At 70.5% G+C, this 24,809-nt stretch carries 26 protein-coding genes and 3 tRNA genes; 5 read left to right on the top strand and 24 right to left on the bottom strand.

Annotation, left to right across the window (positions count from 1 at the left end):
- The first annotated feature begins 143 nt into the window (after positions 1 to 143).
- Positions 144 to 1,172 (top strand): adenosine deaminase, encoded by a 1,029-nt coding sequence (locus tag IE278_RS28290; protein WP_189776106.1) that lies wholly within the window; start codon positions 144 to 146, stop codon positions 1,170 to 1,172.
- Positions 1,173 to 1,215: 43 nt separating this feature from the next.
- On the opposite strand, the gene IE278_RS28285 is transcribed toward IE278_RS28290, so the two are convergent.
- The 8 genes from IE278_RS28285 to IE278_RS28250 all read right to left on the bottom strand — a co-directional run bounded on the left by IE278_RS28285 (position 1,216) and on the right by IE278_RS28250 (position 6,188).
- The gene (locus tag IE278_RS28285; RefSeq protein WP_189776105.1) at positions 1,216 to 2,271 is read right to left on the bottom strand and encodes a UDP-N-acetylmuramate dehydrogenase; all 1,056 of its coding nucleotides are present in this window, start codon (positions 2,269 to 2,271) and stop codon (positions 1,216 to 1,218) included.
- A 128-nt stretch (positions 2,272 to 2,399) separates the two neighbouring features.
- Complete coding sequence (locus IE278_RS28280) at positions 2,400 to 3,866, bottom strand: MFS transporter (protein WP_189776104.1); 1,467 nt, start codon at positions 3,864 to 3,866, stop codon at positions 2,400 to 2,402.
- A 146-nt stretch (positions 3,867 to 4,012) separates the two neighbouring features.
- A complete protein-coding gene (locus tag IE278_RS28275) occupies positions 4,013 to 4,582 on the bottom strand; it encodes a TetR/AcrR family transcriptional regulator (protein ID WP_189776103.1) in 570 nt (189 codons plus the stop codon).
- A 173-nt stretch (positions 4,583 to 4,755) separates the two neighbouring features.
- On the bottom strand, positions 4,756 to 5,184 hold the full coding sequence (locus IE278_RS28270) for a MaoC family dehydratase (RefSeq protein WP_189776102.1): 429 nt from the start codon (positions 5,182 to 5,184) through the stop codon (positions 4,756 to 4,758).
- 4 nt (positions 5,185 to 5,188) lie between these two features.
- Positions 5,189 to 5,641 carry a MaoC family dehydratase N-terminal domain-containing protein gene (locus IE278_RS28265; RefSeq protein ID WP_189776101.1) on the bottom strand — a complete coding sequence of 151 codons (453 nt, stop codon included), beginning with the start codon at positions 5,639 to 5,641 and terminating at the stop codon, positions 5,189 to 5,191.
- Positions 5,642 to 5,740: 99 nt separating this feature from the next.
- Positions 5,741 to 5,905: a 50S ribosomal protein L33 gene (rpmG, locus tag IE278_RS28260; RefSeq protein ID WP_007265873.1), complete on the bottom strand. Its 165-nt coding sequence runs from the start codon at positions 5,903 to 5,905 to the stop codon at positions 5,741 to 5,743.
- Between the two features lie 91 nt (positions 5,906 to 5,996).
- A tRNA-Met gene (locus IE278_RS28255) sits at positions 5,997 to 6,069 on the bottom strand.
- A 46-nt stretch (positions 6,070 to 6,115) separates the two neighbouring features.
- Positions 6,116 to 6,188: transfer RNA gene (locus tag IE278_RS28250), tRNA-Thr, on the bottom strand.
- 235 nt (positions 6,189 to 6,423) lie between these two features.
- On the opposite strand from IE278_RS28250, the gene IE278_RS28245 reads away from it, so the two are divergent.
- Positions 6,424 to 7,704 (top strand): amidohydrolase family protein, encoded by a 1,281-nt coding sequence (locus tag IE278_RS28245; RefSeq protein ID WP_189776100.1) that lies wholly within the window; start codon positions 6,424 to 6,426, stop codon positions 7,702 to 7,704.
- A gap of 167 nt (positions 7,705 to 7,871) precedes the next feature.
- Here IE278_RS28245 and IE278_RS28240 read toward each other — a convergent pair whose 3' ends face one another.
- Positions 7,872 to 9,020 (bottom strand): hypothetical protein, encoded by a 1,149-nt coding sequence (locus tag IE278_RS28240; RefSeq protein WP_246570768.1) that lies wholly within the window; start codon positions 9,018 to 9,020, stop codon positions 7,872 to 7,874.
- A 78-nt stretch (positions 9,021 to 9,098) separates the two neighbouring features.
- On the opposite strand from IE278_RS28240, the gene IE278_RS28235 reads away from it, so the two are divergent.
- The gene (locus IE278_RS28235) at positions 9,099 to 9,755 is read left to right on the top strand and encodes an NAD(P)H-binding protein (RefSeq protein WP_189776099.1); all 657 of its coding nucleotides are present in this window, start codon (positions 9,099 to 9,101) and stop codon (positions 9,753 to 9,755) included.
- 126 nt (positions 9,756 to 9,881) lie between these two features.
- On the opposite strand, the gene IE278_RS28230 is transcribed toward IE278_RS28235, so the two are convergent.
- Together IE278_RS28230 and IE278_RS28225 are read right to left on the bottom strand one after the other, a co-directional pair.
- Entirely contained in the window at positions 9,882 to 10,094 is a 213-nt protein-coding gene (locus IE278_RS28230; protein WP_189776098.1) for a hypothetical protein, read from the bottom strand.
- Positions 10,095 to 10,354: 260 nt separating this feature from the next.
- Positions 10,355 to 10,436, bottom strand: a tRNA-Tyr gene (locus tag IE278_RS28225).
- Between the two features lie 201 nt (positions 10,437 to 10,637).
- Between IE278_RS28225 and IE278_RS28220 the strand changes: the two genes are divergently transcribed.
- Positions 10,638 to 11,126 (top strand): YajQ family cyclic di-GMP-binding protein, encoded by a 489-nt coding sequence (locus IE278_RS28220; protein ID WP_107020968.1) that lies wholly within the window; start codon positions 10,638 to 10,640, stop codon positions 11,124 to 11,126.
- A gap of 127 nt (positions 11,127 to 11,253) precedes the next feature.
- Here IE278_RS28220 and IE278_RS28215 read toward each other — a convergent pair whose 3' ends face one another.
- The gene (locus tag IE278_RS28215; protein WP_189776097.1) at positions 11,254 to 11,520 is read right to left on the bottom strand and encodes a GlsB/YeaQ/YmgE family stress response membrane protein; all 267 of its coding nucleotides are present in this window, start codon (positions 11,518 to 11,520) and stop codon (positions 11,254 to 11,256) included.
- A gap of 181 nt (positions 11,521 to 11,701) precedes the next feature.
- Between IE278_RS28215 and IE278_RS28210 the strand changes: the two genes are divergently transcribed.
- Positions 11,702 to 12,997, top strand: a complete 1,296-nt coding sequence (locus IE278_RS28210) for an APC family permease (RefSeq protein ID WP_189776096.1) — start codon at positions 11,702 to 11,704, stop codon at positions 12,995 to 12,997.
- Positions 12,998 to 13,288: 291 nt separating this feature from the next.
- Here IE278_RS28210 and IE278_RS28205 read toward each other — a convergent pair whose 3' ends face one another.
- The 12 genes from IE278_RS28205 to IE278_RS41865 form a co-directional block, all read right to left on the bottom strand.
- Complete coding sequence (locus IE278_RS28205; protein ID WP_189776095.1) at positions 13,289 to 13,855, bottom strand: SMI1/KNR4 family protein; 567 nt, start codon at positions 13,853 to 13,855, stop codon at positions 13,289 to 13,291.
- Positions 13,856 to 13,921: 66 nt separating this feature from the next.
- Positions 13,922 to 15,061, bottom strand: a complete 1,140-nt coding sequence (locus IE278_RS28200) for a barstar family protein (RefSeq protein WP_189776094.1) — start codon at positions 15,059 to 15,061, stop codon at positions 13,922 to 13,924.
- 13 nt (positions 15,062 to 15,074) lie between these two features.
- The gene (locus tag IE278_RS28195; protein WP_189776093.1) at positions 15,075 to 15,473 is read right to left on the bottom strand and encodes a YccF domain-containing protein; all 399 of its coding nucleotides are present in this window, start codon (positions 15,471 to 15,473) and stop codon (positions 15,075 to 15,077) included.
- A complete protein-coding gene (gene htpX, locus IE278_RS28190) occupies positions 15,470 to 16,333 on the bottom strand; it encodes a zinc metalloprotease HtpX (protein WP_107020964.1) in 864 nt (287 codons plus the stop codon). Before htpX ends, IE278_RS28195 begins: the two co-directional genes overlap by 4 nt.
- A gap of 239 nt (positions 16,334 to 16,572) precedes the next feature.
- Positions 16,573 to 18,144 (bottom strand): NADH-quinone oxidoreductase subunit N, encoded by a 1,572-nt coding sequence (locus tag IE278_RS28185; protein WP_189776092.1) that lies wholly within the window; start codon positions 18,142 to 18,144, stop codon positions 16,573 to 16,575.
- Entirely contained in the window at positions 18,141 to 19,739 is a 1,599-nt protein-coding gene (locus IE278_RS28180) for an NADH-quinone oxidoreductase subunit M (protein WP_189776091.1), read from the bottom strand. Before IE278_RS28180 ends, IE278_RS28185 begins: the two co-directional genes overlap by 4 nt.
- A 6-nt stretch (positions 19,740 to 19,745) precedes the next feature.
- Entirely contained in the window at positions 19,746 to 21,740 is a 1,995-nt protein-coding gene (locus tag IE278_RS28175; RefSeq protein ID WP_189776090.1) for an NADH-quinone oxidoreductase subunit 5 family protein, read from the bottom strand.
- Positions 21,737 to 22,132, bottom strand: a complete 396-nt coding sequence (gene nuoK, locus IE278_RS28170; protein ID WP_189776089.1) for an NADH-quinone oxidoreductase subunit NuoK — start codon at positions 22,130 to 22,132, stop codon at positions 21,737 to 21,739. The genes IE278_RS28175 and nuoK overlap by 4 nt, the downstream gene beginning before the upstream one ends.
- The gene (locus IE278_RS28165; protein ID WP_189776088.1) at positions 22,132 to 22,803 is read right to left on the bottom strand and encodes an NADH-quinone oxidoreductase subunit J family protein; all 672 of its coding nucleotides are present in this window, start codon (positions 22,801 to 22,803) and stop codon (positions 22,132 to 22,134) included. Before IE278_RS28165 ends, nuoK begins: the two co-directional genes overlap by 1 nt.
- A complete protein-coding gene (locus IE278_RS28160) occupies positions 22,800 to 23,381 on the bottom strand; it encodes a NuoI/complex I 23 kDa subunit family protein (protein ID WP_189776087.1) in 582 nt (193 codons plus the stop codon). The genes IE278_RS28165 and IE278_RS28160 overlap by 4 nt, the downstream gene beginning before the upstream one ends.
- 2 nt (positions 23,382 to 23,383) lie before the next feature.
- Entirely contained in the window at positions 23,384 to 24,352 is a 969-nt protein-coding gene (locus IE278_RS28155) for a complex I subunit 1/NuoH family protein (protein ID WP_189776086.1), read from the bottom strand.
- 258 nt (positions 24,353 to 24,610) lie between these two features.
- Positions 24,611 to 24,809, bottom strand: a 199-nt coding sequence (locus IE278_RS41865; protein WP_213089749.1) for a hypothetical protein, incomplete at its 5' end; no start/stop codon positions are given.

The following is a 24,809-nucleotide window of genomic DNA, read 5'->3' as shown; positions in this document are numbered from 1 at the left end:
GCTTCCTCCGGGAGGCGGCCCGCTTCTTCGTGTCCCCCCACTTCTTCGTTTCTGTCCCCCACTTCTTCGTTTCTTCGTGCGAGCAAGACCACGTTCAGGGAAAGCGCTACCGATACGGCGCCGGCGTGCGGCAGGATCCTTGAATGGAGCACGTACGTAAGGTCTCTGAGCTGCCCAAGGCTCATCTGCACCTGCATTTCACCGGTTCGATGCGGCACACCACCCTGCTGGAACTGGCCGACAAGCACGGGATCCATCTGCCCGACGCGCTGACGAGCGGCGAGCCGCCCAAGCTGCGGGCGACGGACGAGCGCGGCTGGTTCCGCTTCCAGCGTCTGTACGACGCGGCGCGGTCGTGCCTCAGAGATCCCGAGGACATTCAGCGGCTCGTGCGCGAGGCCGCCGAGGAGGACCTCAAGGACGGCTCGGGGTGGCTGGAGATCCAGGTCGACCCCACGTCGTACGCGCCGCGCCTGGGCGGTCTGATCCCCGCCCTGGAGGTCATCCTGGACGCGGTGGACACGGCCTCGCGCGAGACCGGGCTCGGTATGCGGGTCCTGGTCGCCGCGAACCGGATGAAGCACCCCCTGGACGCCCGCACGCTGGCCCGCCTGGCCGTGCGGTACGCGGACCGCGGCATCGTCGGGTTCGGGCTCTCCAATGACGAGCGGCGGGGCATGGCGCGGGACTTCGACCGGGCCTTCGCGATCGCCCGGGAGGGCGGGCTGCTGGCGGCGCCGCACGGCGGTGAGCTGACGGGCCCCGCGTCCGTGCGCGACTGCCTGGACGACCTGCACGCCTCGCGGATCGGGCACGGGGTACGGGCCGCCGAGGACCCGCGGCTGCTGAAGCGGCTCGCGGACCGCGGCATCACCTGCGAGGTCTGCCCGGCGTCGAACGTCGCCCTGGGCGTCTACGAGAAGCCGGAGGACGTCCCCCTGCGCACGCTCTTCGAGGCGGGCGTGCCCATGGCGCTCGGCGCCGACGACCCGCTGCTGTTCGGCTCCCGGCTGGCCGCCCAGTACGACATCGCGCGCCGCCACCACGGCTTCACCGACGCCGAACTGTCCGAACTGGCACGGCAGTCGGTACGCGCCTCGGCGGCCCCGCAGGGCATCAAGGAGAAGCTGCTGTCCGGGATCGACGACTGGCTGACCGCCCCGGCCGCCTGAAGCAGGCACCGGGCGGACGCGGGGCGGGCGTGGGGCGGCGGTCTCAGAGGCTGACGCCCACCGTCACCGGTTCGTTGACGAGCGTGATCCCGAAGGCGTCGTGGACCCCTGCGACGACCTCGCGGGCGAGCGCGAGGAGGTCCTCCGTGGTGGCCCCGCCCCGGTTGGTGAGGGCCAGGGTGTGCTTGGTGGAGATACGGGCGGGACCGGTGCCGTACCCCTTGGTGAAGCCCGACTTGTCGATCAGCCAGGCCGCGGAGGTCTTGGTGTGCTCGTCGTCCGCGGGGTAGGCGGGCGGGACCACTCCCTCACCCAGGCGCTCCGCCACGCGCGCGTGGAACGCGGCGAACTCCTCGCGCGTGAGGATCGGGTTGGTGAAGAACGAGCCGGCCGACCAGGTGTCGTGGTCCTCGGGGTCGAGCACCATGCCCTTCCCGGAGCGCAGCTTCAGGACGGTCTCGCGGGCCGCGTCCACGGGCACGCGGTCGCCGGGTCCGACGCCGAGCATGCGGGCCGTCTCGGCGTACCTCAGCGGCGCGGACAGCCCGGCGGCGTCCTCCAGCTCGAAGCGGACACGCAGCACGACGAACCGCTCGGGATCGCTCTTGAAACGACTGTGCCGGTACGAGAAGGCGCACTCGGCGTTCGACATGGTGACCGTCTCGCGGCTCTCCCGGTCATAGGCGATCACTTCGGTGATCGTCGACGACACTTCCTGGCCGTACGCGCCCACGTTCTGGATCGGTGTCGCACCGGCCGAGCCCGGGATCCCGGCGAGGCACTCGATGCCCGCGAGACGGGCCTCGACGGTACGGGCGACCGCGTCGGTCCACACCTCGCCTGCGGCCAGCTCCAGCTTCGTACCGTTCAGCTCGAAGCCGCGCGTGGCGATGCGCAGGGCGGTGCCCGGGAAGCCCTTGTCGCCGATGACCAGGTTGGATCCGCCGCCGATCACCAGCAGCGGCGTACCGGAGTCGTCGGCCTCGCGGACGGCGGCGATCACCTCGTCGTCGGTGGTCGCGGTGATCAGCCGGGCCGCGGGACCGCCGAGCCGGAAGGTGGTCAGCGGGGCGAGGGGGGTGTCGTGGAGTTCCTGCACGCCCCCAGAGTACGAGAACGGCCCCGCCGGGTCGGGCGGGGCCGTTCTCAGGAAGCCGCGTGGTCCGTGCGGGCCGGTGGGGGCGGGGCGCGGGGAACTGTGCGGCCCGCCCCCACCGGCCCGCGGACTCAGTGCGCCACCGTCTCCAGCACGGGCGCCGGGGCCTTCACGCCCTCCTCCGGCCCGGCCGCCCCCCGCCGGCGACTCGGGATGTACAGCGCCGCGAACCCGGCCACAGCGACCGCCACCGAGCCGACCCACAGAGCGGGCCGGATGCCGTCCACGAAGGTCTGCGCGCTCTCGTAGCCGCCCTGGGCGGAGAAGATCGAGGCCATCACCGCGATACCGAGCGCCCCGCCGACCTCGCGCAGCGCGTTGTTGGCGCCGGACGCGATCCCCTGCTCCTGTGCCCGGACACTGGACATGACCAGGCTGGAGGCGGGAGCGAAGAAGAGGGACATCCCGATGCCGCTGATGATCAGGGCGGGCAGCTGCGCGGAGTACGAGGTGTCGGCCTCGACCACGACGGCGAACCAGCCGAGCCCGACGGCCTGGAGGAACAGGCCCGCGGCGACGACGGGACGGCCGCCGATGCGGTCGGACAGGTAGCCCGCGATCGGCGCGACGAGCATCGGCATACCGGTCCACGGCAGCATGCGCAGCCCCGCCTCGGTGGGCGAGTAGCCGAGGACGCCCTGCATGTACTGGCTGAGCAGGAAGATCGAGCCGAACATCCCGAGGAACATCAGCAGGCTCGCCGCGTTGATCCCGGCGAAGGCGCGACTACGGAAGAGCCGCATCGGCAGCATCGGGTTCTTGGCCCGCATGCCGTGGAACACGAAGCCGGTGAGCAGAGCCGTACCCCCGAACAGGGCGAGCAGGACCACACCGTCGCTCCAGCCGACGACAGGCGCGCGGACCAGCCCGTAGACGATTCCGAAGAGGCCGCCGCTGGCGAGCAGGGTGCCGCGGATGTCGAGCGGGGCACCGGCGCCGAACGACTCCGAGAGGCGCAGCCGGGCGAGCGGCAGGAGGGCGAGGCCCAGCGGAACGTTCAGCCAGAAGATCCACTGCCAGGACAGGTGCTCGGTGAGGCTGCCTCCGATGAGCGGCCCCGAGGCGACCGCGAGACCGTTGACGGCACCCCATATCCCGTACGCCATCCCGCGCTTGGCGGCCGGCACGGCGGCCGTCAGCAGGGTCAGGGTCAGCGGCATCATGATGGCCGCGCCGACGCCCTGGACCGCGCGGGCGGCGATCAGTGAGTCGATGCCGGGGGCCATGGCCGCCGCGGCGGACGCTCCGGTGAAGACGGTGATGCCGACGAGGAAGAGCCGGCGGCGGCCGAACCGGTCGCCGAGGGCCGCGCCGAACATCAGCAGCACGGCGAAGGTGAGCGTGTACGCGCTCACAGTCCATTCCAGGTCGTCGAGCGCTCCCCCGAAGTCCTCGCGGATCGAGGGCAGGGCCGTGGTGACGACGAGGTTGTCGAGGGCCGCCATGAATCCGGCGACGCTGGTGATGACGAGGGCCCAGACGGCTCCCCCGCGACGTTCGGTCTGCTGTGGCTTCTGCCCTGGCGTCTGCTGTGACATCGCTCCCCCAGCGGGTGATCGCTAGCTGTCGGTTAGTTATTGATGACTAACTTTTGAGGTCATGAGAAGGCGCCGTTCTCCGCCGCCTTCCGTCGCACTGTTCGGTTGTGCCGTTCCGCTCCGGCGTCGCGCTTCAGTGTTCCGCTTCAGTGTTCGAGCCGGCCCTTGACCCGGGCCGACGGGTAGAGCCCTTCCCACACCCGGTGCTGGGGCGGGAACCCCATGGCCAACAGGCAGTTGATGAGCATGCCGTAGGCCATGAAGGTCGTGGTCTCCTCCATGTCGGCGCCGAGCGGCAGGTGGACGGCGTCCCACAGCCGCATCCAGCCGGCCCGCACCGCCTCGCCGAGTTCGCGGTCACCGGCCTGCTCGGCCGCCGCCACCGCGACGTACATCTGCATCTGCATGAGCAGCCGCTCGGGCTCCTCGGCGATGACCCTGGTGTACGCGTCCGCCATGGCGTGCAGGGCCTCCTCGCCCCGCAGCCCTTCGGACGCTTTCTCGAACGTACGGATGCTGTCGTCCAGGCAGCGTTCGGCGGCCGCCAGGAAGATCGCCTTCTTGCCCGGGAAGAGCCGGAAGAGGTACGGCTGCGAGACCCCCACGCGCTTGGCGATCACCTCGGTGGACGTGCCGTTATAGCCGCCCCGGGCGAACTCGCTCATCGCCGCGCGAATGACGCTCTCACGCCTTTCCTCTGCACTCATCCTGACCATGCGACGAAGTTAGTACTCAATCACTAACTACGTCAAGGGGTGGTTCCGACGGCCCGCGGGAGGGAGGGCGCGCACGAGTGCGTACGGGTAAGCGCGTACAGGTAAGGGGCGCCCGCAATTGCGGGCGCCCCTTACTCACGGTGCTGCTGTCCGAGCCGCCGTCAGGCCGGTCGTCAGGCCAGTCGTACGACGGCCCGGGACATGCCCAGTACCTTCTGGCCGGCGCTCATCGCGACGAGGTCGACGCGCACGGTGTTGTCGTCGAGCTTGACGGCGACCTTGCCGCTGACCTCGATCGTGGCGCCCTCGTCATCGTTCGGGACGACGACGGGCTTGGTGAAGCGGACGCCGTACTCGACGACCGCGCCCGGGTCCCCGGTCCAGTCGGTGACGACCCGGATCGCCTCGGCCATGGTGAACATGCCGTGCGCGATGACGTCCGGGAGGCCGACCTCCTTGGCGAACTTCTCGTTCCAGTGGATCGGGTTGAAGTCTCCCGAGGCGCCCGCGTACTGCACGAGCGTGGCGCGGGTCACTCCGAAGGTCTGGGCCGGCAGCTCGGTGCCGACCTCGACGTCGTCGTACGCGATCTTCGCGGTCATCGGTTCACGCCTCCTCGGCCGCACGGGACACGAGCTTGGTCCAGGCGGTCACCACGTGCTCACCGGCCTCGTCGCGGACCTCGCCGCGAATGTCCAGGATGTCGTTGCCCGCCATCGACTTGATCGCCTCGATGGTGGACGTGACCGTCAGCCGGTCCCCCGCGCGCACCGGGCGCCGGTGGACGAACTTCTGATCACCGTGCACGACCCGGCTGTAGTCGAGACCCAGTTGCGGGTCCTGAATGACCTGTCCCGCGGCCTTGAAAGTGATCGCGAACACGAAAGTCGGCGGCGCGATCACATCGGGGTGGCCGAGGGCCTTGGCCGCTTCCGGGTCCGTGTAGGCGGGATTGGGGTCTCCCACCGCTTCCGCGAATTCACGGATCTTCTCCCGGCCGACCTCGTACGGGTCGGTGGGCGGGTAGGACCGCCCTACGAAGGACTGGTCGAGCGCCATCGGCTCGGCACCTCCTGGTTCGCACTGGTTCGCAACTGGTGTTCAACGACGCGAGGCCGCCCCCCGATTACAGGGGGCGGCCTCGTGAACGAGCCTTTTTTATCGCGTTTCGCGGTGCGCAGTGTGCGAGTTGCAACGCGGGCAGTGCTTCTTCATCTCCATGCGATCCGGGTTGTTACGCCGGTTCTTCTTGGTGATGTAGTTCCGCTCCTTGCACTCCACGCAGGCCAGCGTGATCTTCGGGCGGACGTCGGTGGCAGCCACGTGAGTGCTCCTTGCCGGACGGATGGGACATGGATTAACGCATACGAGAGTAACCGATCGAAGGACCGACCCCGCAATCGGCTACCGTCAGTAGCGGTGACCGGACTTGAACCGGTGACACAGCGATTATGAGCCGCTTGCTCTACCGACTGAGCTACACCGCTTTGATGTGATCAGTTCCCGCCTTTCGACGGGAACCTCCCACACCAGAGCCCCAATACGGAATCGAACCGTAGACCTTCTCCTTACCATGGAGACGCTCTACCGACTGAGCTATTGGGGCGAGCGATGAAGACATTACACGCTCGGCGGCCGATCGCCCAAATCCGTTTCGCGGCACCGGTCCCGGCCTGTTCTTGGGCCCTCACCGGCTGTTCCACCCGCCTCTCCGGCACGGCTGACCACACCGGTACGACTATTTCGCTCCTCCTCGATGTGTGCCGATCGTCACCCTAGGCTCGACTCACGCTGCGTGATCTTGTGCCTCTCCTGCGCAGCCGCCGAGCCCCAGGAGCGCGATGCCAGACAGCCAGCCGCAGCCGCACCACTCCTCGTCGGGCTCCTCGTCCTCGTCGGGCTCCGCGGGTTCCTCCGACTCGTCCGGCCGGGCCAACGGGTCCGACCTGCTGCTCTGCGGTGCGCGGCTCACCGACGGCCGGCTCGTGGACGTACGGCTGGCGGACGGACGCATCGAGGCGGTCGGCACGGCGGGCAGCCTCACCGCGCACACCGCGCGCGTGGACCTCTCCGGTTATCTGCTCCTGCCGGCCCCGGCGGAGCCCCACACCCACGGCGACACGGCCCTGTCGGCCGACGGCGAGGGCCCGGCCTCGTACGAGGGTCAGGAGGTCCAGCGCCGTACGACCGAGGCCGCGCTCCTGCAGCTCGGGCACGGGGCGACCGCCGTCCGCTCGCACGTGCGCGTGGGGGACGTCCAAGGGCTGGGCCCGATGGCGGCGGTGCTCCAGGCGCGGCGCGCGCTGCGCGGGCTCGTCGAGCTGACGGTCGTGGCGATGCCCCGGGTACTCACCGGACTCGCCGGGGCCGACGGGCTGGCGATGCTGCGGGACGCGGTGAAGATGGGCGCCTCCGTAGTGGGCGGTTGTCCGGATCTGGACCCGGATCCGACGGGATACGTGGAGGCGGTCCTGGAGGTCGCCTCGGAGCAGGGCTGCCCGGTCGATCTGCATACGGACAGTGACGATCCGGCCCGGCTCGGGCGCCTCGCGGCGATGGCGGGCGGGCTGCGGCCCGGGGTGACACTCGGCCCCTGCGGAGGGCTGAGCCGGCTGCCCGCCGAGGTGGCCGCGCGGTCGGCCGACCAGCTCGCCGCGGCCGGGGTGACCGTCGTCTGCCTGCCCCAGGGCGGCTGTTCGGGCGTGGACCGCCGCGGCACGGCTCCGGTACGGCTGCTGCGGGCGGCCGGGGTGCGGGTCGCGGCCGGGAGCGGCGCCCTGCGGGACATGTCGAACCCCGTGGGACGCGGGGACCCGCTGGAGGCGGCGTATCTGCTGGCCTCGCGGTACGGGCTGCGGTCGGCCGACGCGTACGACGCGGTGAGTTCGTCGGCGCGGGCGGTACTGGGGCTGCCCGAGGTGCGCGTGGAGGCCGGCTTCCCGGCGGAGCTGCTCGCGGTGCGCGGGGACCGGCTCGACGGTGCGCTGTCGCTGGCGTACAGCCGGATCGTGGTGCACCGGGGGCGCGTGGTGGCGCGGACGAGCGCGGTGCGGGAGTACTGCAACTCGGCGGTGGCCGTGGCACTGGACCTGCCACGGCAGGGGCGGACGGGGCAGTCGTGAACCGCGGGGCGCTCGGCGTGGGTTGCGGGTGGCGGGTGGCGGGTCGTGGTGAGGTGCGCGGCACGCGCGCGTGGAGGCTGTTGGGCCTCACGCGCGCGTGAGGGTGGTTGGCCTGCCCGCGCGCGCGGTCGTCCGCTGGTGTGACGAATGCGGTGGCGAACAGGGGGTCAGAAGCCGCCCAGCAGACCGCTGGTGAGCGGGTTGCCCAGACCGCCGAACTCTCCCGCGGGCAGCTTCGTGGCGCCGGACGGGACACTGACGTCCCCGGCTTCGCCGAACTTGATGACCAGCGGGAGCTTGGCGCCCTTCGGGTCGTCGGCCAGGGTGGCGAGGTCGACGGAGACGCGGGTCAGGTCACCGTCCTTCAGGGAGAAGTTGACGGCTACCTTCTCGTCCGGAGCTTCCTTCAGGTCCTCCTTGGTGGGCAGTTCGGCGCCCGCCGGGAGTTCGTCGGCCAGCGGCCGCAGCTTGTCGAGGATGCCGGTGAGCAGGTCGCGGAACGAGGCCTTGGCGACGATCCGTTCGACGCCGTCGCTGCCTCCCTTGTCGCTGAAGGTGACCTCGCGGGCGACGACCGAGCGCACCGCCTTGAGGATCTTCTGCTGGGTCCTGCTGTCGATCTCCTCAGCCGGATCGGCCTCGCCGCCCTTGCCCTTGCCGTCCTTGCCGTCCTCGCCGCCCTTGCCGGTGGCGTCCTTCGCGGCGCGGTCGAGTTCGCGGTTGTCGACCTTGACCCACTTGCCCTCAAGGACCGGCTTGAGCTCCTTCTCGCTCTCAGGGAGCTCGTCGGCGGTCGGCAGGGGGAAGCCCATCGCCTCGCCGAACGCCTTCATGTCGGCCCGGTAGTACGTGTAGCCGTCGACGAGGCGGTACTCGGCCAGGACGCCGTCGGGCCCCGAGACCGACATACCTGTACCGACGAGGTCCTTCTCACCCGAGTCGGCGAGCGGCTTGCGCGACTCGACGGACACCTTGACCCGCAGTTCGGTGAAGACCTTCGCGAGCTCGACCGGCATCTCGTCCTCGGCCTCGGCTCCTCCGGCCAGCTTCACGAGTGCCGAGGGCTTGGCGTCGAGCCCCAACTCGAAGGCGAGTGACTTCTTTTCGCCGAGCCCTCCGACGGCCTGGTCCACCTTCTGACCGGCGGTGAGGTTCTCCACCGTGCCGCAGGCGGCCACTCCGGAGAGCAGGGCGGTGGTGCAGCCGACCGCGGTGAGAGTCCTGCGTATGACAGGGCTCTTGCTGGTGGCGGGGCTCTTGCGTGTGGCGGTGATGACGGTCTCCTTATGACGCCTGACGGCGTCCCCCTCGTACAACGTGATCTCTCAAGAGACTCACGAGTTATCCACAGGGTTGTGCGGCGAGTGTCTCCATCCGGGCGTACGGTCGGAAACATGCGCATTGTTATCGCTGGAGGTCATGGTCAGATCGCGTTGCGGCTTGAGCGGTTGCTCTCCGCGCGCGGTGACGAGGTCGCGGGGATCATCCGCCGAGCCGAACAGGGCGACGATCTGCGGGCGGCCGGCGCCGAGCCGGTCCTGTGCGATCTGGAGTCCGCTTCGGAGGAGGAGGTCTCCGCGCATCTGCGGGGCGCGGACGCCGCGATCTTCGCGGCGGGCGCGGGCCCGGACAGCGGGGCGGCCCGCAAGGAGACCGTGGACCGGGGCGCCGCGGTGCTCTTCGCGGACGCGGCGGCCCGGGCCGGGGTACGACGCCATGTGGTCGTCTCCTCCATGGGCGCGGACCCGGAACACCCCGGGGACGAGGTCTTCGACGCGTATCTGCGCGCCAAGGGCGAGGCCGACGCGTACGTACGCGCTCACCGCGGCCTGGACTGGACGATCCTGCGCCCCGGAATGCTGACGACCGACGCGGGCACGGGCCTGGTCCGCCTGGAGGCCGCCACGGGCCGTGGACCGGTCCCGCGCGACGACGTGGCCGCGGTCCTCGCGGAGCTGGTGGACACCCCGGCGACGGCGGGCCTGACCCTGGAACTGATCAGCGGTTCCACACCGGTGTCGGTGGCGGTCAAGTCGGTGGCGGGGAACTGACGGCGTGCTGACGAGGTACTGACGGGGCACAGACAGGCAGGTGGGCCGGGACTGAACCGGGCGCGGCGCCGGAGAGGCCCGGGCCCGGCGGACCCGGGCCGCCCGGCAGCCGGGAGACCGCGAGAGTCAGAAGAGCGGAAGCTGGCCGGGGAAGTCCGCCACGACGTACCCGTCCAGCGCCGGCTGGGAGGCCCCGAGCTCCGCGTGCCTGCGCGACCCCGGGCAGGACACGAGTTCCCCGCTCCCCCGCGCCCCCGCGGGGTCGTGCCGGGCGAACCGCCCGGCGACGACAGCGATCTCGCGACGGCACTCGGGGCAGATCCGGCGACGTGAGGACATGGGTTCAGGGTACGGAGAGAACGCCGGACGCCGCTGCGGGGGCGCTCCGCGTTCCCCGGGTTCTGGGCCTCGTACGGACGGGCGTCGGAACAGGCGGGCCACCGGCTGCCGCTGCCGACTGCCAGCCGTCGGCGAGGACGGCGCGCTGTGGGCCCGCAGTCGCCCGAACACGAGGTCGCCCGAAACAGGGTCACCAAAACACGAAGAAACCCTCTCCGAACTGCTTATGCGCAGTTCGGAGAGGGTTTCTTCTCTCAGCGTGGCGGCGCCAGGATTCGAACCTGGGAAGGCTGAGCCGGCAGATTTACAGTCTGCTCCCTTTGGCCGCTCGGGCACACCGCCGGGGTTGCTGCCATTCGAACCGTCTTTCGGCGGCGCTCCGTGGCAACGACGTAAACGATACCCGATGCTCGGGGGTGCTTCGCCACTCGATTGATCGGTGCTAGGCGGGGAGGGGGTGGCTAGGCTTATGCGGATGCGGCCCGGGACCGAAGCGGGTTCGACGGCCGCCACTACGCACCCCGATACAAGGAGCCACAGGACATGGCCGACTCCAGTTTCGACATCGTCTCGAAGGTCGAGCGGCAGGAGGTCGACAACGCCCTCAACCAGGCCGCCAAGGAGATCTCGCAGCGCTACGACTTCAAGAACGTGGGCGCTTCCATCTCCTGGTCCGGCGAGAAGATCCTCATGGAGGCGAACTCCGAGGAGCGGGTGAAGGCCATCCTCGACGTGTTCGAGACCAAGCTGATCAAGCGCGGTATCTCGCTGAAGGCGCTGGACGCCGGTGAGCCGCAGCTCTCCGGCAAGGAGTACAAGATCTTCTCTTCGATCGAGGAGGGCATCTCCCAGGACAACGCGAAGAAGGTCGCGAAGATCATTCGCGATGAGGGCCCGAAGGGCGTGAAGGCGCAGGTGCAGGGCGACGAGCTGCGGGTCAGCTCGAAGAGCCGTGACGACCTCCAGGCCGTGCAGGCCCTGCTCAAGGGCAAGGACTTCGACTTCGCACTGCAGTTCGTCAACTACCGGTGACCTGCCGGTCGTTCCACGGACGCCGGCCGCGCGTACGAGAAAGGGTGGGCACCTCGGGTGCCCACCCTTCTCGCCTGCTGGCTGCGGCTTTGAGGGCGCGCATGGCTGCGGCCTTGAGGGCGCGCACTCAGTCGCGCGAGTTGCCGAACAGGATGCGGTAGCCGATCAGCAGAACCAGCGCGCCGCCGATCGCGGCGGCCCAGGTGGCTCCGTCGTAGAAGTCCTTGGCGATCGGGTGGTCCAGCCAACGGGCGGATATCCAGCCGCCGATGAACGCGCCCGCGACGCCGATCAGTGTCGTGCCGATGAAGCCACCCGGATCACGTCCGGGAAGCAGGAACTTGGCGATGGCTCCGGCCAGCAGCCCCAGAATGATCCAGCTGATGATGCCCATGCCGTGAACCTGCCCCTTCGTGCTGTCCCTGTGCTGTGATCCTGCTCGCACAAGGCTGTGGTCATACCGCTCTCGACTGCTTCTTGTCGTTCTGTGTTTGGCTCTTCTGTTCGCGCCTTGTTGCTGTGGAGGACGTCGACGCGACCGTGACCGGTTGCACCTGATCAGTAGGGTGCGGTTCATGACACAGTCCGATCCCGCCCTGCCGGGTTCGTCCGGGTCCGGTTCCGCATCCGCGAGCAGCACGGCGCAGCTGCGGCGAACGCTCGGCGTCGGGGACGCCGTGGTCATCGGGCTCGGCTCGATGATCGGCGCGGGCATCTTCGCCGCACTGGGGCCCGCGGCACGGGCCGCGGGATCAGGACTGCTCCTCGCGCTGGGGATCGCCGCCGTCGTCGCCTACTGCAACGCGACCGCTTCGGCCCGCCTCGCCGCCCGTTATCCCGCGTCGGGCGGGACGTACGTGTACGGCCGCGAGCGGCTCGGCGAGTTCTGGGGATATCTGGCGGGCTGGTCGTTCGTCGTGGGCAAGACCTCCTCGTGTGCGGCGATGGCGCTCACCGTGGGCACGTACGTCTGGCCGGGGCAGGCGCACGCGGTGGCCGTCGGGGCGGTGGTGGCGCTGACCGCGGTGAACTACGGCGGGGTGCAGAAATCCGCGTGGCTGACGCGGGTGATCGTCGCGGTGGTCCTCGCGGTCCTCGCTTCCGTCGTGGTCGTCTGCCTGACCTCGGGGAACTCCGATGCCGGGCGGCTCGGCGTGGGCGTCTCCGGGGGCGCCGGAGGAGTGCTTCAGGCGGCCGGTCTGCTGTTCTTCGCCTTCGCCGGATACGCGCGGATCGCGACCCTCGGCGAGGAGGTACGAGATCCGGCACGCACCATTCCGCGCGCGATCCCGCTCGCCCTGGGTATCGCGCTGGTCGTGTACGCGGCTGTAGCGGTGGCTGTCGTCTCCGTGCTGGGGCCGACGGGGCTCGGGCAGGCGACAGCGCCGCTCGCCGACGCGGTGCGCGCCGCCGGGGCACCGGGGCTCGTTCCGGTCGTACGGGTGGGTGCCGCGGTGGCGGCACTCGGCTCCCTTCTCGCGCTGATCCTGGGGGTGTCGCGGACGACGCTGGCCATGGCCCGCGACCGGCATCTGCCGGGTGGACTGGCCGCCGTGCACCCTCGCTTCCAGGTGCCCCATCGGGCGGAGCTCGCCGTCGGCGCGGTGGTCGCGGTGCTGGCCGCGACGGTGGATGTACGGGGTGCGATCGGCTTCTCCTCCTTCGGGGTGCTGGTGTACTACGCGATCGCCAACGCCTCGGCCTGGACGTTGGATTCGGCGACCGTGTCGCGGGTCCTGCCCGTGGTGGGGCTGGCGGGGTGCCTGACGCTGGCCTTCGCCCTGCCGTGGATGTCCGTGGCGGTGGGGATCGGTGTGCTAGGGCTCGGAGCGGTCGCGTACAGGGTGCGCCAGCGGTTTCGCGCGCGTTGACCGTGCGCGGTTGCCCTCGCGGCGGGGCCGCGGTCGCCCTCGGGCGTGGGGGTGCCGGGGGGGGCGGTGTGCATCGTGCGGGTCGGTAGGGGCTGGGGGCGCCGTTCCCCGCGCCTCTAGGGGGGAACGGGTTTGGGTTGGTGTGCATCGTGCAGGTCGGTAGGGGCTGGGTGCGCCGTTCCCCGCGCCCCTTGGTGGGAAGGGCTTGCGGCAGTGGGCATCGTGCGGGTCAGTGGGGGTTAGATGCGCCGTTCTCCCCGCGCCCCTCCCCCAGAGGGGCGGAGGTCGTCGCTATGACGCTTGTGCCGGTTCCGTTCGGGTGCGGAAGTCGTCCCAGGGTTCCAGGTCCGTGTCGTCGTTCAGTTCGTCGTACCAGCCAGTTCCTTGGAGCCACGCGTCGAGCCAGACCGTGAGGGTGGGGGCGTCCACATACCAGGCGTGGTCGGCGTCGTCGGCGTTCGGCTCGAACAGGAGCACCGTGGCGTCCGGGGTGCGGCAGTCCACGCACGCGTACATGCCGCAGCCCCAGTGGGATATCGGCAGGATGCCTTCCGGCCAGGGCCACTCGGGGTCCTTGCGGCCGCTCTCCCGGTGGGCGAGGTACTGCGCGACGACGGCCGGCTCTCCTGAGGGCGGGCTGTCGAGCAGGGGCAGCAGACCGTACTCCGGGCCGAATCCTCCGTCCCCTATCCGCAGATAGAGCGCGGCGAGCAGTGGCGGGACGGAGAAACCGAGGGCGGACTCGGCGCGGGCGAGCGTGGCGGCGTCCACGGGCTCGGGGAGCGAAGGCCAGCCCCACGGCCGGGAGTTGCGTGCCTCCGCGAGGACACGTACCAGCAGCTGCTCGATCTCGGTCATGCGTTCATGATGCAGCGGGCCACTGACATTCGGGGCGGCCTGTGGATAACCCTCGTCGAGGACCTGTCAGGCGAGACGGACGTCGACGCCCTTGTCCGCGAGGAAGGCGAGAAGTTCCTCGAACGTCCACGGGCGGCGGTCGGTGCGCGGGACCAGGCCGAGGCAGGCGCGGGCGGTCTCCGCGTCGTGCCAGACCAGGGTGAAGGGCCGCCGGGCGCCCCAGCGCCCGCGGAGGCAGTCGTTGAGGGCGTCGAGGCCCCACCCGAAGTAGCCGCCCGGTCCGTTGACCGCCTCGCCCAGCGCGCAGAAGAAGCCCGGCTCGTCCACGATGTGACGGCCGTCGAGGTGATACGTACCGCCGGGCTCCGCGTCGGGTCTGCCGGTCTCTCGACGTTCCAGCGCCGTCATCAGCCAGTGGCGGCGTCCCTCCGCTCCGCACCGGGCCCAGAGGCCGGGCTCGGCGGGCCGGCCGTCGTCCCACAGCTTCCAGACCTCCTCGGCGGCGGTCGGCGGCCGGTCCGACCAGGGCTCCAGCGTGAGGTCCACCAGGCCGGGGCCGCGCGCCGAAGGGATCCACGCGACGAGTTCACCCTCGACGGCGGACTGGACAGGGGCGCCTGTCGTGTCGAGACGTATCAGCTTGGCGTGCCCGAGGTCCTCCTCGCCCGCGTCCAGGGCCGTGCGGAGGGCTCCGCGCGGGGAGCAGCCGAGCAGCCGCACGGGTGGTTCGAGAAGGTCCGGCTGCGGGTCCAAGACGTGTGCCAGGTCCCGGCAGCCGCCCCAGGGTTCGTCCTCGGCACCGAGCAGCCGGTAGCCCGGGGAGAGCGGTGGGCACTGGGGATAGTCGAACGGGTTGTGCGCGGACTCGCGCGCCTCGACGGTGAGGTCGCGCAGCGACAGGTCACGCGCGCACGGGCGGTCACCGAGGACGCGTACGTCCTCCAGGGACCAGGTTTCGGCCCGCTCGGCGTCCTTGTCGAGGATTTCCAGGACGAGGGTGCCCAGAGGCGCCGATCCGTCGGCACGCGCGCGTAGGAGGGCTTTGCCCAGCTCTCCCTCGGGGACGCAGCCGAGCAGTTCGTACGTGCCGCGTGCGGGAGCCGGCGGATCGCCGAAGAGGTCCTGGGCGTCCGCGCACAGCGCCCAGATCTCGTCGTCCTCGGCGTCGGCGTCGTACGCCGTCAGGGCGTACTTCGGCCGCCGCACCCCCGGCGCCGCCCTACCTGACCGACGCTGTGAACGGCTGGTCCGTACGCACGATCTCGCGTCCCAGGGGGAACAGCGAGACCGGGATCAGCTTGAAGTTGGCGATGCCCAGGGGGATGCCGATGATCGTGACGCACTGGATGAGGCCCGTGACGATGTGCGCGAGGGCCAGCCACCAGCCGGCGAGGATCAGCCAGAGGATGTTGACGACGAAGGACGGCGCCCCCGCGTCATGGCGCTCGACCGTCGTCCGGCCGAACGGCCAGAGCGCGTAGGTGCCGATACGGAACGCGGCCACGCCGAACGGGATTCCGATGATCGTGATGCACAGCAGCACGCCCGCGAGCAGGTAGCCGAGGAACAGCCAGAAGCCGCTCAGGACGAGCCAGATGATGTTGAGAAGTGTCTTCACTGGTGGCGACCTGCCATCTGTTCGAGCCGGGCGATGCGCTCCGCCATGGGCGGGTGCGTTGAGAACATCTTGGAGAGTCCCTGGCCCGGGCGGAAGGGGTTGGCGATCATCATGTGGCTCGCGGTCTCGATGCGCGGCTCCGGAGGCAGTGGCAGTTGTTTCGTGCCCGCCTCCAGCTTGCGCAGGGCGCTCGCGAGGGCCAGCGGATCGCCGGTGAGCTGCGCGCCGGACGCATCCGCCTCGTACTCCCTGGAGCGGCTGATGGCGAGCTGGATGACCGACGCGGCGAGCGGGCCGAGGATCATGATCATCAGCATGCCGAGGAGGCCGGGGCCGTCGTCGTCGTTGGAGCGGCCGATCGGGATCAGCCAGGCGAAGTTGACCAGGAACATGATGACGGAGGCCAGGGCGCCCGCGACGGACGAGATGAGGATGTCGCGGTTGTAGACGTGGCTCAGTTCGTGGCCGATGACGCCGCGCAGCTCCCGCTCGTTCAGGATGCGCAGGATGCCCTCGGTGCAGCACACCGCCGCGTTGCGCGGGTTGCGGCCCGTGGCGAACGCGTTCGGTGCTTCCGTCGGGGAGATGTAGAGGCGGGGCATGGGCTGGCGGGCCTGGGTGGAGAGCTCGCGGACCATCTTGTAGAGCGCCGGGGCCTCGAACTCGCTCACCGGGCGCGCGCGCATCGCGCGTAGAGCCAGTTTGTCGCTGTTCCAGTACGCGTACGCGTTCGTGCCGATCGCGATGACCAGTGCGACGACGAGGCCCATACGTCCGAAGAAACTGCCGATGACGATGATGAGTGCGGACAGTCCCCCGAGGAGTACGGCGGTCCTGAGCCCGTTGTGCCGGCGGTGCACGGTACGCCCTCCAAATGGTGCGGCAGGGGAACCCTTGCTTGTCGATCTCTGACGTCACTGGTTCCGTGACTCCACGGTCCAGTGGACCCTCCCTCACTGGTCAACGCCAGGCGGGGAGCACTAGTTCCCTTGTGCGCACGGGCGCGCGCGTCGGCTGTCCGGGTGATGTGACGGCGGCAGGCACGCGCGTGTGCGGGGCCGCCGATCCGCACACGCGCGTGAAGGGCGCGGGAGCGGCGTCAGAAAAGACCGGTGTTCGAGAAGCGCAGGATGAGCTGAGGCGCCCCGGAGAGCGCGACGCCCAGGACGGCGGTCAGGGCGATCGCCACGGTCAGGGGGGCCGGGACGCGGTGGGACTCCGGTTCGCCCTCGGGGGCGCGGAACAGCAGGGCCGTCCACTGCAGGTAGTAGAAGAGCGCGATCACCACGTTGACGGCCATGACCACGGCGAGCCAGCCGAGGCCCGCCTCGACGGCCGCCGAGAAGACGGTGACCTTCGCGAAGAGACCGATGATGCCCGGCGGCAGACCGGCCAGGCAGAGCAGGAAGAAGCCGAGGACGAGCGCGGCGAGGGGACGGGAGGCGTACAGGCCCCGGTAGTCGCTGAGCCGGTTCAGCGGTTTCGTACGGGCCACCAGGGCGGCCACCGCGAAGGCTCCGAGGTTCACCGCGGCGTACATGAGGGCGTACGCGACGGTGGAGCCGATGGCCTTCTGGGCGTCCTCGGAGTACGCGGCGGCGGCGATCGGCACCAGGAGGTAGCCGGCCTGTCCCACGGAGGACCAGGCGAGGAGCCGTACCGCGCTGTACGCGCGCGTGGCCCGCTGCCGCAGGGCGCCGACGTTGCCGATCGTCATGGTGAGGGCGGCGAGGGCGGCGAGGGCCGGGCCCCAGACGTCCCCGTACGACGGAAGGGCGATCACGGTGACGAGGATGAGGCCGGAGAAGCCGACCGCCTTGCCGACGACCGACAGGTAGGCGGCGACCGGGAGTGGGGCTCCTACGTAGGTGTCGGGTACCCAGAAGTGGAAGGGCACGGCGGCCGTCTTGAAGGCGAAGCCGACGAGGGTGAGGACGACGCCCGCCTGGGCGAGCGTGTGCAGTTGGGGATCGACGTCCTCGATCCTGGTGGCGATCTCCGTGAGGTACAGGGTGCCTGTCGACGCGTAGACGAAGCTGACGCCCATGAGACTCACGGCGGTCGCGGTGACCGAGGACAGGAAGAACTTCAGGGCCGCTTCGGACGACTTGCGGTCGCCGTGCTTGATGCCGACGAGGGCGAAGGCGGGCAGGGAGGCGACCTCCAGGGCGACGATCAGGGTGGCGAGATCGCGCGAGGCGGGCAGCAGGGCGGCGCCGGCGGCCGAGGAGAGCAGCAGGAACCAGAACTCCCCCTCGGGAAGCGCCCTGTCGGCGTCCTTGCCCGCGTTCGTGTCCGCGTCCTTGCCCGCCTCCTTGTTCGCGTCCTTCAGGGTGGTCATCGACAGGAGTGCCGCGAGGAGCGCGCCGCCGAGGACGAGGAACTGGATGACCAGCGTGAACCGGTCCGCCGTGTAGCTGCACACGTCCGCGTCGCCCGTCAGGCAGAACGTGGAGCGGTCGCCGTCCAGGAGGGGCAGCAGGGCGAGCGCGGCGAGGGCGAGGCCCGCGACGGAGACCCAGCCGAGCAGGGCCTTCTTCCTGCCGTCCACGAAGAAGTCGGCCACGAGCACCGCGAGTGCGACGACCGCCGCGATGGTGGGCGGCGCGATCGCGAGCCAGTCGACGGACTGGACCAGCGACTGGGCCTGGTCCTGGGCCTGGGGGCTCATCGGGTGCCTCCTGAGAGGAGCTGCTGCACGGCCGGGTCGGTCAGGCCGAGAAGTGCCTTGGGCCAGAGCCCGGCGACGACGGTGAGGACGACGAGCGGGGTCCAGGCGGCGAACTCGTACGTCCGGACGTCGGCGAGCTCCGGGCTCTCCTGCTGCGGCGAGTGCTGTGAGGTCTCGCCCATGCAGACGCGGCGGACCACGACGAGCATGTACGCGGCCGTGAGCAGGGTGCCGAACGCGGCGATCGCCATGAACGTCAGGAACGCGGGCCGGCTGAGACCGTCGGCGGGGTCGAACGCGCCGAACAGCGCGAGCATCTCGCCCCAGAACCCGGCGAGGCCCGGCAGTCCGAGCGAGGCGACGGCGGCGAAGGCGAGCAGACCGCCGAGGCGCGGCGCCCTGCCGTACAGCGCGGCCCCGGTCGTCTTGGCCAGGGTGTCGAGGTCGGTCGTGCCCGTGCGGTCCTTGAGCGCGCCGACGAGGAAGAAGAGGAGGCCGGTGATGAGGCCGTGGGCGATGTTGGCGAAGAGCGCGCCGTTCACGCCGGTCGGGGTCATCGACGCGATGCCGAGAAGCACGAAGCCCATGTGGCCGACCGAGGAGTACGCGATGAGGCGTTTGAGGTCGCCCTTCGCGCCCTGCTTGGCGAGCGCCAGGCAGGCCAGCGAACCGTAGATGATCCCGACGACCGCGAAGGCCGCGAGATACGGGGCGAAGGTGCTCATGCCGTCCGGGGTGACGGGCAGCAGGATCCGGACGAACCCGTACGTTCCCATCTTCAGCAGGACTCCGGCCAGCAGGACCGAGCCGACGGTCGGGGCGGCGGTGTGCGCGTCCGGCAGCCAACTGTGGAGCGGCCACATCGGCGTCTTGACCGCGAGCCCGATCCCGATCGCCAGAACGGCGATGACCTGCACCGATGTGGTCAGCGCGGGGTGATTGTCAGTGGCGAGTGCCACCATGTCGAAAGTGCCCGCCTTGATTCCGATCACTAGCAGGCCCAGCAGCATGACGACGGACCCGAGCAGGGTGTAGAGGATGAACTTCCAGGCCGCCTGGGTTCGTTGCTCACCGCCCCAGCGGGCGATGAGGAAGTACATCGGGATGAGCACCATCTCGAAGGCCAGGAAGAACAGCAGCAGGTCGAGGACGGCGAAGGTCGCGAGGGTGCCGGACTCCAGCACGAGCACGAGCGCCACGAATGCCTTCGGGGACGGGCCCGACGGCATTTTGAAGTAGGAGTACAGCGCGCACAGGAAGGTCAGCAGCGCGGTCAGCACGAGGAGGGGGAGGGAGATGCCGTCGACGCCGAGGTGGATCCGCACGTCGAGTGCGGGGATCCAACTGATGTCCGTCGTGGCCTGCATCTGCTGTGCCTTGACCGGAGTGTCGTGGTCGAAGCCGAGCGTGAGGACGATCGCGGCGATGAGTACGGCACCGGTGACGGTCGTGCCGTGCCGCAGTACGGCCTGCTCGGGCGACTTCCCCTTCAGCCCGGGCGGCGCCGGCAGGAGAGCCGCGACGGCCCCGATGAGCGGGGCGACGACGATGAACGCCAGAAGGAACTGCATCACGGACTCGCTGATATCGATCACGCCTGCTCACGCTCCCGCGGTGGCGACGAGGAGGACGGCGACCACCAGGACGACGGTGCCGGCGAGCAGCGCGCTCACATAGGTCTGCAGATTGCCGGTCTGGGCGCGCCGGACGGCGGTGCCGAGCCAGCGGGGCGCGGTGCCCGCGCCGCGTACGTAGGTGTCGACGACCTCGCGGTCGAGGAACCGGACGAGCGTGGCCGCGGCCTGGACCGGGCGGACGAACAGCGCCGCGTACACGGCGTCGAGGTGGAAGCCGACGGCCGCGTGGCGGTGCAGCGGGCCGAGCAGCAGGCGTCCCGGATCCGCCGGGTCGGGCGCGGAGGCCACGTTCCCGTAAGCGGGTTCGTGGCTGGCGATGGCCTCGGCCTCGACCAGGCCGCCGTCGGCGTCCGGGTGGGCGGCGACCGCGCCCAGCGGGACCCGGCCGACCATGGCGGTGGTGTGCCGCCACGCGCCGTACGTGACGATGCCGCCGACCAGGGCGACGCCCGTACCGAGGACGGCGGTGGTGAGGGTCGGGGTCAGGTCCCGGCCGTCGAACCAGTCGGGCAGCAGCCCGGTGGCGAGTCCGAAGGCGAGTGACGGGAGGGCGAGCAGCCACAGCACGGAGTTCATGGCGACGGGCTGCTTGCCGTGGTCGGGGGCCTCGGTGCCGTGGCCGTGGAAGGCGAGCAGCCACAGGCGCATCGCGTAGGCGGCGGTGAGCAGGGCCGTCACCAGGCCGGAGACGAGGACGATCCAGCCGGCGGCTCCGGGGACGCTCTCGGCGTGGCCGACGGCGGCGTGCTCGGCGGCTCCGAGGACGGACTCCTTGGAGAAGAAGCCGCTGAAGGGCGGGATCGCGGCGAGCGCGAGGAGCGCCACGGTCATCGTCCAGTAGGCGTCGGGGACCCGGGCGCGCAGGTCCTTCATCCGGGACATGGCGGCCAGGGAGTTGGTGCCGGCGGCGTGGATGATCACGCCGGCCGCGAGGAACAGGAGCGCCTTGAAGGCGCCGTGAGCGAGGAGGTGGAAGACGGCGGCACCGCGGTCGCCGACGGCGAGGGCGCCGGTCATGTAACCGAGCTGGCCGATCGTCGAGTAGGCGAGGACCCGCTTGATGTCGTCCTGGGCGAGCGCGGCGAGGGCCGAGCCGGCCATCGTCACGGCGGCCATCACGGCGAGGACGACCAGTGCGGCCGCGGAGGCGGCGAAGACCGGGAGGAGCCGGGCGATGAAGTAGACACCGGCGGCGACCATCGTCGCGGCGTGGATCAGCGCGGAGACGGGCGTGGGGCCCGCCATCGCGTCGGGGAGCCAGGTGTGGAGCGGGAACTGCGCCGACTTGCCCGCCACACCGGCGAGGAGCAGCAGGGCGATCAGGGTCGGGTGGTCGAGTCCGCCGCTCGCGACGTTGCCGAGGATCTTCGTGATGCGGAACGAACCGGTGTCGGCGGCGAGCGCGAACAGGCCGATCAGGAAGGGGACGTCGCCGAGCTTGGTGACGAGGAAGGCCTTGATGGAGGCGGCGCGTGCCTCCGGGGTCTCCCAGTAGTGGCCCACGAGGAAGTACGAGCAGATGCCCATGATCTCCCAGCCGACCAGCAGCACCATCAGGTCGCCGGAGTAGACGACGAGCAGCATGGCGGAGGTGAAGAGGGAGACGAGAGCGGCGTACGAGGTGTAGCGCGGGTCGTGGCGCAGGTAGCCCGTCGAGTAGATCTGCACGCAGGTCGCGACCAGGCCGACGAGGATCGCGACGAGGGCGGCGAAGCCGTTGATGTGCAGGGCTAGTTCGACGGGGACCGAACCGGTGGGGGTGAGTTCGGTCGCCGCGTCCACGGCCTGGCCGCCGCCCTGGCGTACGGCGACGACCGCGGCGAGTGCGAGGGCGGCGACGGAGGGCAGGACGGCGAGCGGACGTGCGAAGCCGGGTGCGGTGCGGCCCAGGAGCAGGCCGGCCACGGCGCCCAGGAACGGGAGGAGGGGGACGAGGACGGCGAGGGTGGTCGTGGTCACGCGGTGGCCTCAGCCTTCTCGGCCGGTTCACTCCGGGCGGTATCGGAGTCGTCGTCGGGGTCGTCGTCATCGCCGTGCTCGGCGGTGTCGCGGAGCTTGTCGATGTCCGCGGTGCCGCGGTTGCGGTGGACGGCGAGGACGATCGCGAGGCCGATACCGATCTCGGCGGCGGCGATGGCGATGGTGAACAGGGTCAGGGCCTGGCCGGAATGCAGGGTGTCCTGGGCGGTCTTGCTGAGCCAGACGTCGAAGGCGACGAGGTTGAGGTTGACGGCGTTGAGCATCAGCTCGACGGACATCAGGACCAGGATCGCGTTGCGGCGGGCGAGGACGCCGTAGAGGCCGGTGCAGAAGAGGAGGGCGGAGAGTACGGCCGGGTAGGCGAGGTGCATCAGCGGACGCCTTCCTTGTCGCTGTCGCTCCGGGGGGCGGCGCTTCCGAGGGCGGCGCTCCGGGGGCTCGCGGTGGCCGTTCCCCTCGCCGCTTCCTTCGCCTTGCGGGAGAGGACGATCGCGCCGACCAGCGCGGCGAGCAGCAGGACCGACAGCGCCTCGAAGGGGAGCACCCAGCTCTGGAAGAGGCTCGCGCCGGTGACCGCGGTGGAGCCGGCGGCGGGGCCGTCCAGGTCGATCCAGGTCGTCCGGAAGGCGTCGACGACCACCCAGACGAGGGCGGCGGCAGCGGCGAGCGCCACGGTGAGGGCGGCCCAGCGGTTGGCGGAGTCGGCGTCCGGGGAGCGGCCGATGGGGGCCCTGGTGAGCATCAGACCGAAGAGGAGGAGGACGACGACGGAACCGACGTAGATGAGGACCTGCACCCAGGCGATGAACTCGGCCGTGAGGAGGAGGTATTCGACGGCGAGGCCGCCGAGGGCGACGACCAGCCACAGGGCGGCGTGCACCAGTTGCTTCGTGGTGACCGTGACGATCGCGGCGCCGAAGGTGACCAGGCCGACGAGGAGGAAGGCGATCTCGACGCCGGTCGGGGAGAGGAAGCCGTGTGCCTCGGCGGCGGTGGTGGTCGTGGCCTGTGCCGCCGTGACGGTGGCCGCGGCGGGAGTCATGACGCGCCTCCCTGCGGCGGGTCGGTGGGGTCGGGCAGGGGTGCGGCCTGCGCCTGTGCGGCTGCCAGTTTCTCGGCGGTCTTGCGGGCGGCGGCGATCTCCTTGGGTTCCTCGGCGCCGGGGTCGAGGGCCGGCGGGGCCGGGACGGTCCACATCCAGTCGCGGAGCTTGTCGCGTTCGTGGGTGAGTTCGTGGATGTCGGTCTCGGCGTACTCGAACTCGGGGGACCAGAAGAGGGCGTCGAACGGGCAGACCTCGATGCAGATACCGCAGTACATACAGAGGGAGAAGTCGATGGCGAAGCGGTCGAGGACGTTGCGGCTGCGCTCGCGGCCACCGGGAGCGGCGGCCGGGACCGTCTCCTTGTGGGAGTCGATGTAGATGCACCAGTCCGGGCACTCACGGGCGCACAGCATGCAGACCGTGCAGTTCTCCTCGAAGAGCCCGATGACACCGCGGGAGCGGGGCGGGAGTTCGGGCTGGGCGTCGGGGTACTGCGCGGTGACGGTCTTCTTCGTCATCGTGCGCAGGGTGACGGCCAGGCCCTTGGCCAGACCTGAGCCGGGAATGGGGGACACGGTTAGGAGATCACCACCTTGACGATGCCGGTGAGGGCGATCTGGGCGAGGGAGAGAGGGACGAGGAGGGTCCAGGCGAGTTTCTGGAGCTGGTCCTCGCGCAGGCGGGGGTAGGTGACGCGCAGCCAGATGACGACGAAGGCGAGGACGGCCGCCTTCAGCAGGGTCCAGACCCAACCGAGGCCGTCGGCGCCCCACGGGCCGTGCCAGCCGCCCAGGAAGAGCACGGTGGTCAGGCCGCACAGGACGACGATCCCGGCGTACTCGGCGAGGAGGAACAGGGCGAAGCGCAGGCCGGTGTACTCGGTGTAGGCGCCGAAGATGATCTCCGAGTCGGCGACCGGCATGTCGAAGGGCGGGCGCTGGAGTTCGGCGAGGCCCGCCACGAAGAAGACGATCGCGCCGACGATCTGCCAGGGCAGCCACCACCACTCGAAGGCGTCGACGATGCCGGGGAGGGAGACCGTGCCGGCCGCCATGGCGACCGAGGCGGCGGTCAGCAGCATGGGGAGTTCGTACGCGAGGAGCTGGGCGGCGGTGCGCAGACCGCCGAGGAGGGAGAACTTGTTGGCCGAGGCCCAGCCCGCCATGAGCGAGCCGAGGACGCTGACGCCCATCACCGCGAGGACGAAGAAGACGCCCGCGTCGACGACCTCGCCGACCGCGCCCTCGCCCGGGCCGATCGGGATGACGAGGAGGACCATGAGATACGGCAGGAGGGCCACGGCGGGGGCGAGCTGGAAGATACGGCGGTCCGCGCCCGCCGGGACCACGTCTTCCTTCTGGGCGAACTTGACGCCGTCCGCGACGAGTTGGGCCCAGCCGTGGAAGCCGCCCGCGTACATGGGGCCGAGGCGGCCCTGCATGTGGGCCATCACCTTGTGCTCGGCCTGACCGACGATCAGGGGGAACGTCAGGAACACGACGAAGACGACGAGGAGTCGCAGGGCGACGTCGAGCGCGTCGTTCACTGCGCGCCTCCTGTGGGGCTTTCGGGTTTGTCGGGGTCGGTGGGGGCGTTGGGGACGTTGGGGGCGTCAGCGTTGGGCGAAGGTTCCTCGGGCGCCGGGGTCGCCTCGGACTTCGGCTCCGGCCCCGGCTCCGGACCCGACTCCGGACCCGGACCCGACTCCGACTCCGGCTTGCCCGGTTGTGCGCTCGCCGGTTGTTCCGGCTCTTCGAAAGCCGGGCGGGCCTGGTGCCATGGGGCGTCCGAACCGCGGGACGCCTCAGGTGCCTTCGGCTCGGCGGGCGTCTTCGGCTCGGTCGGAGTGCGTGGCTCGACCGGAGTGGGTGGCTCCGGCGACGCCGCTGGAGGCGGGGGCGGTGGCGGGGTTTGGCTTGCCGAGCCGCCGGCCGCCGTGCGGGTCCGTCGTGCCGGGCGGTCGCCGGTCGCGGCGGGCGCGCCCGCCGCTCCCCTCGCACCCG

The sequence above is a fragment of the Streptomyces tauricus genome (assembly GCF_014650955.1).
Lineage (GTDB): Bacteria > Actinomycetota > Actinomycetes > Streptomycetales > Streptomycetaceae > Streptomyces > Streptomyces tauricus.
This window is presented reverse-complemented; position numbering and strand designations above follow the sequence as displayed.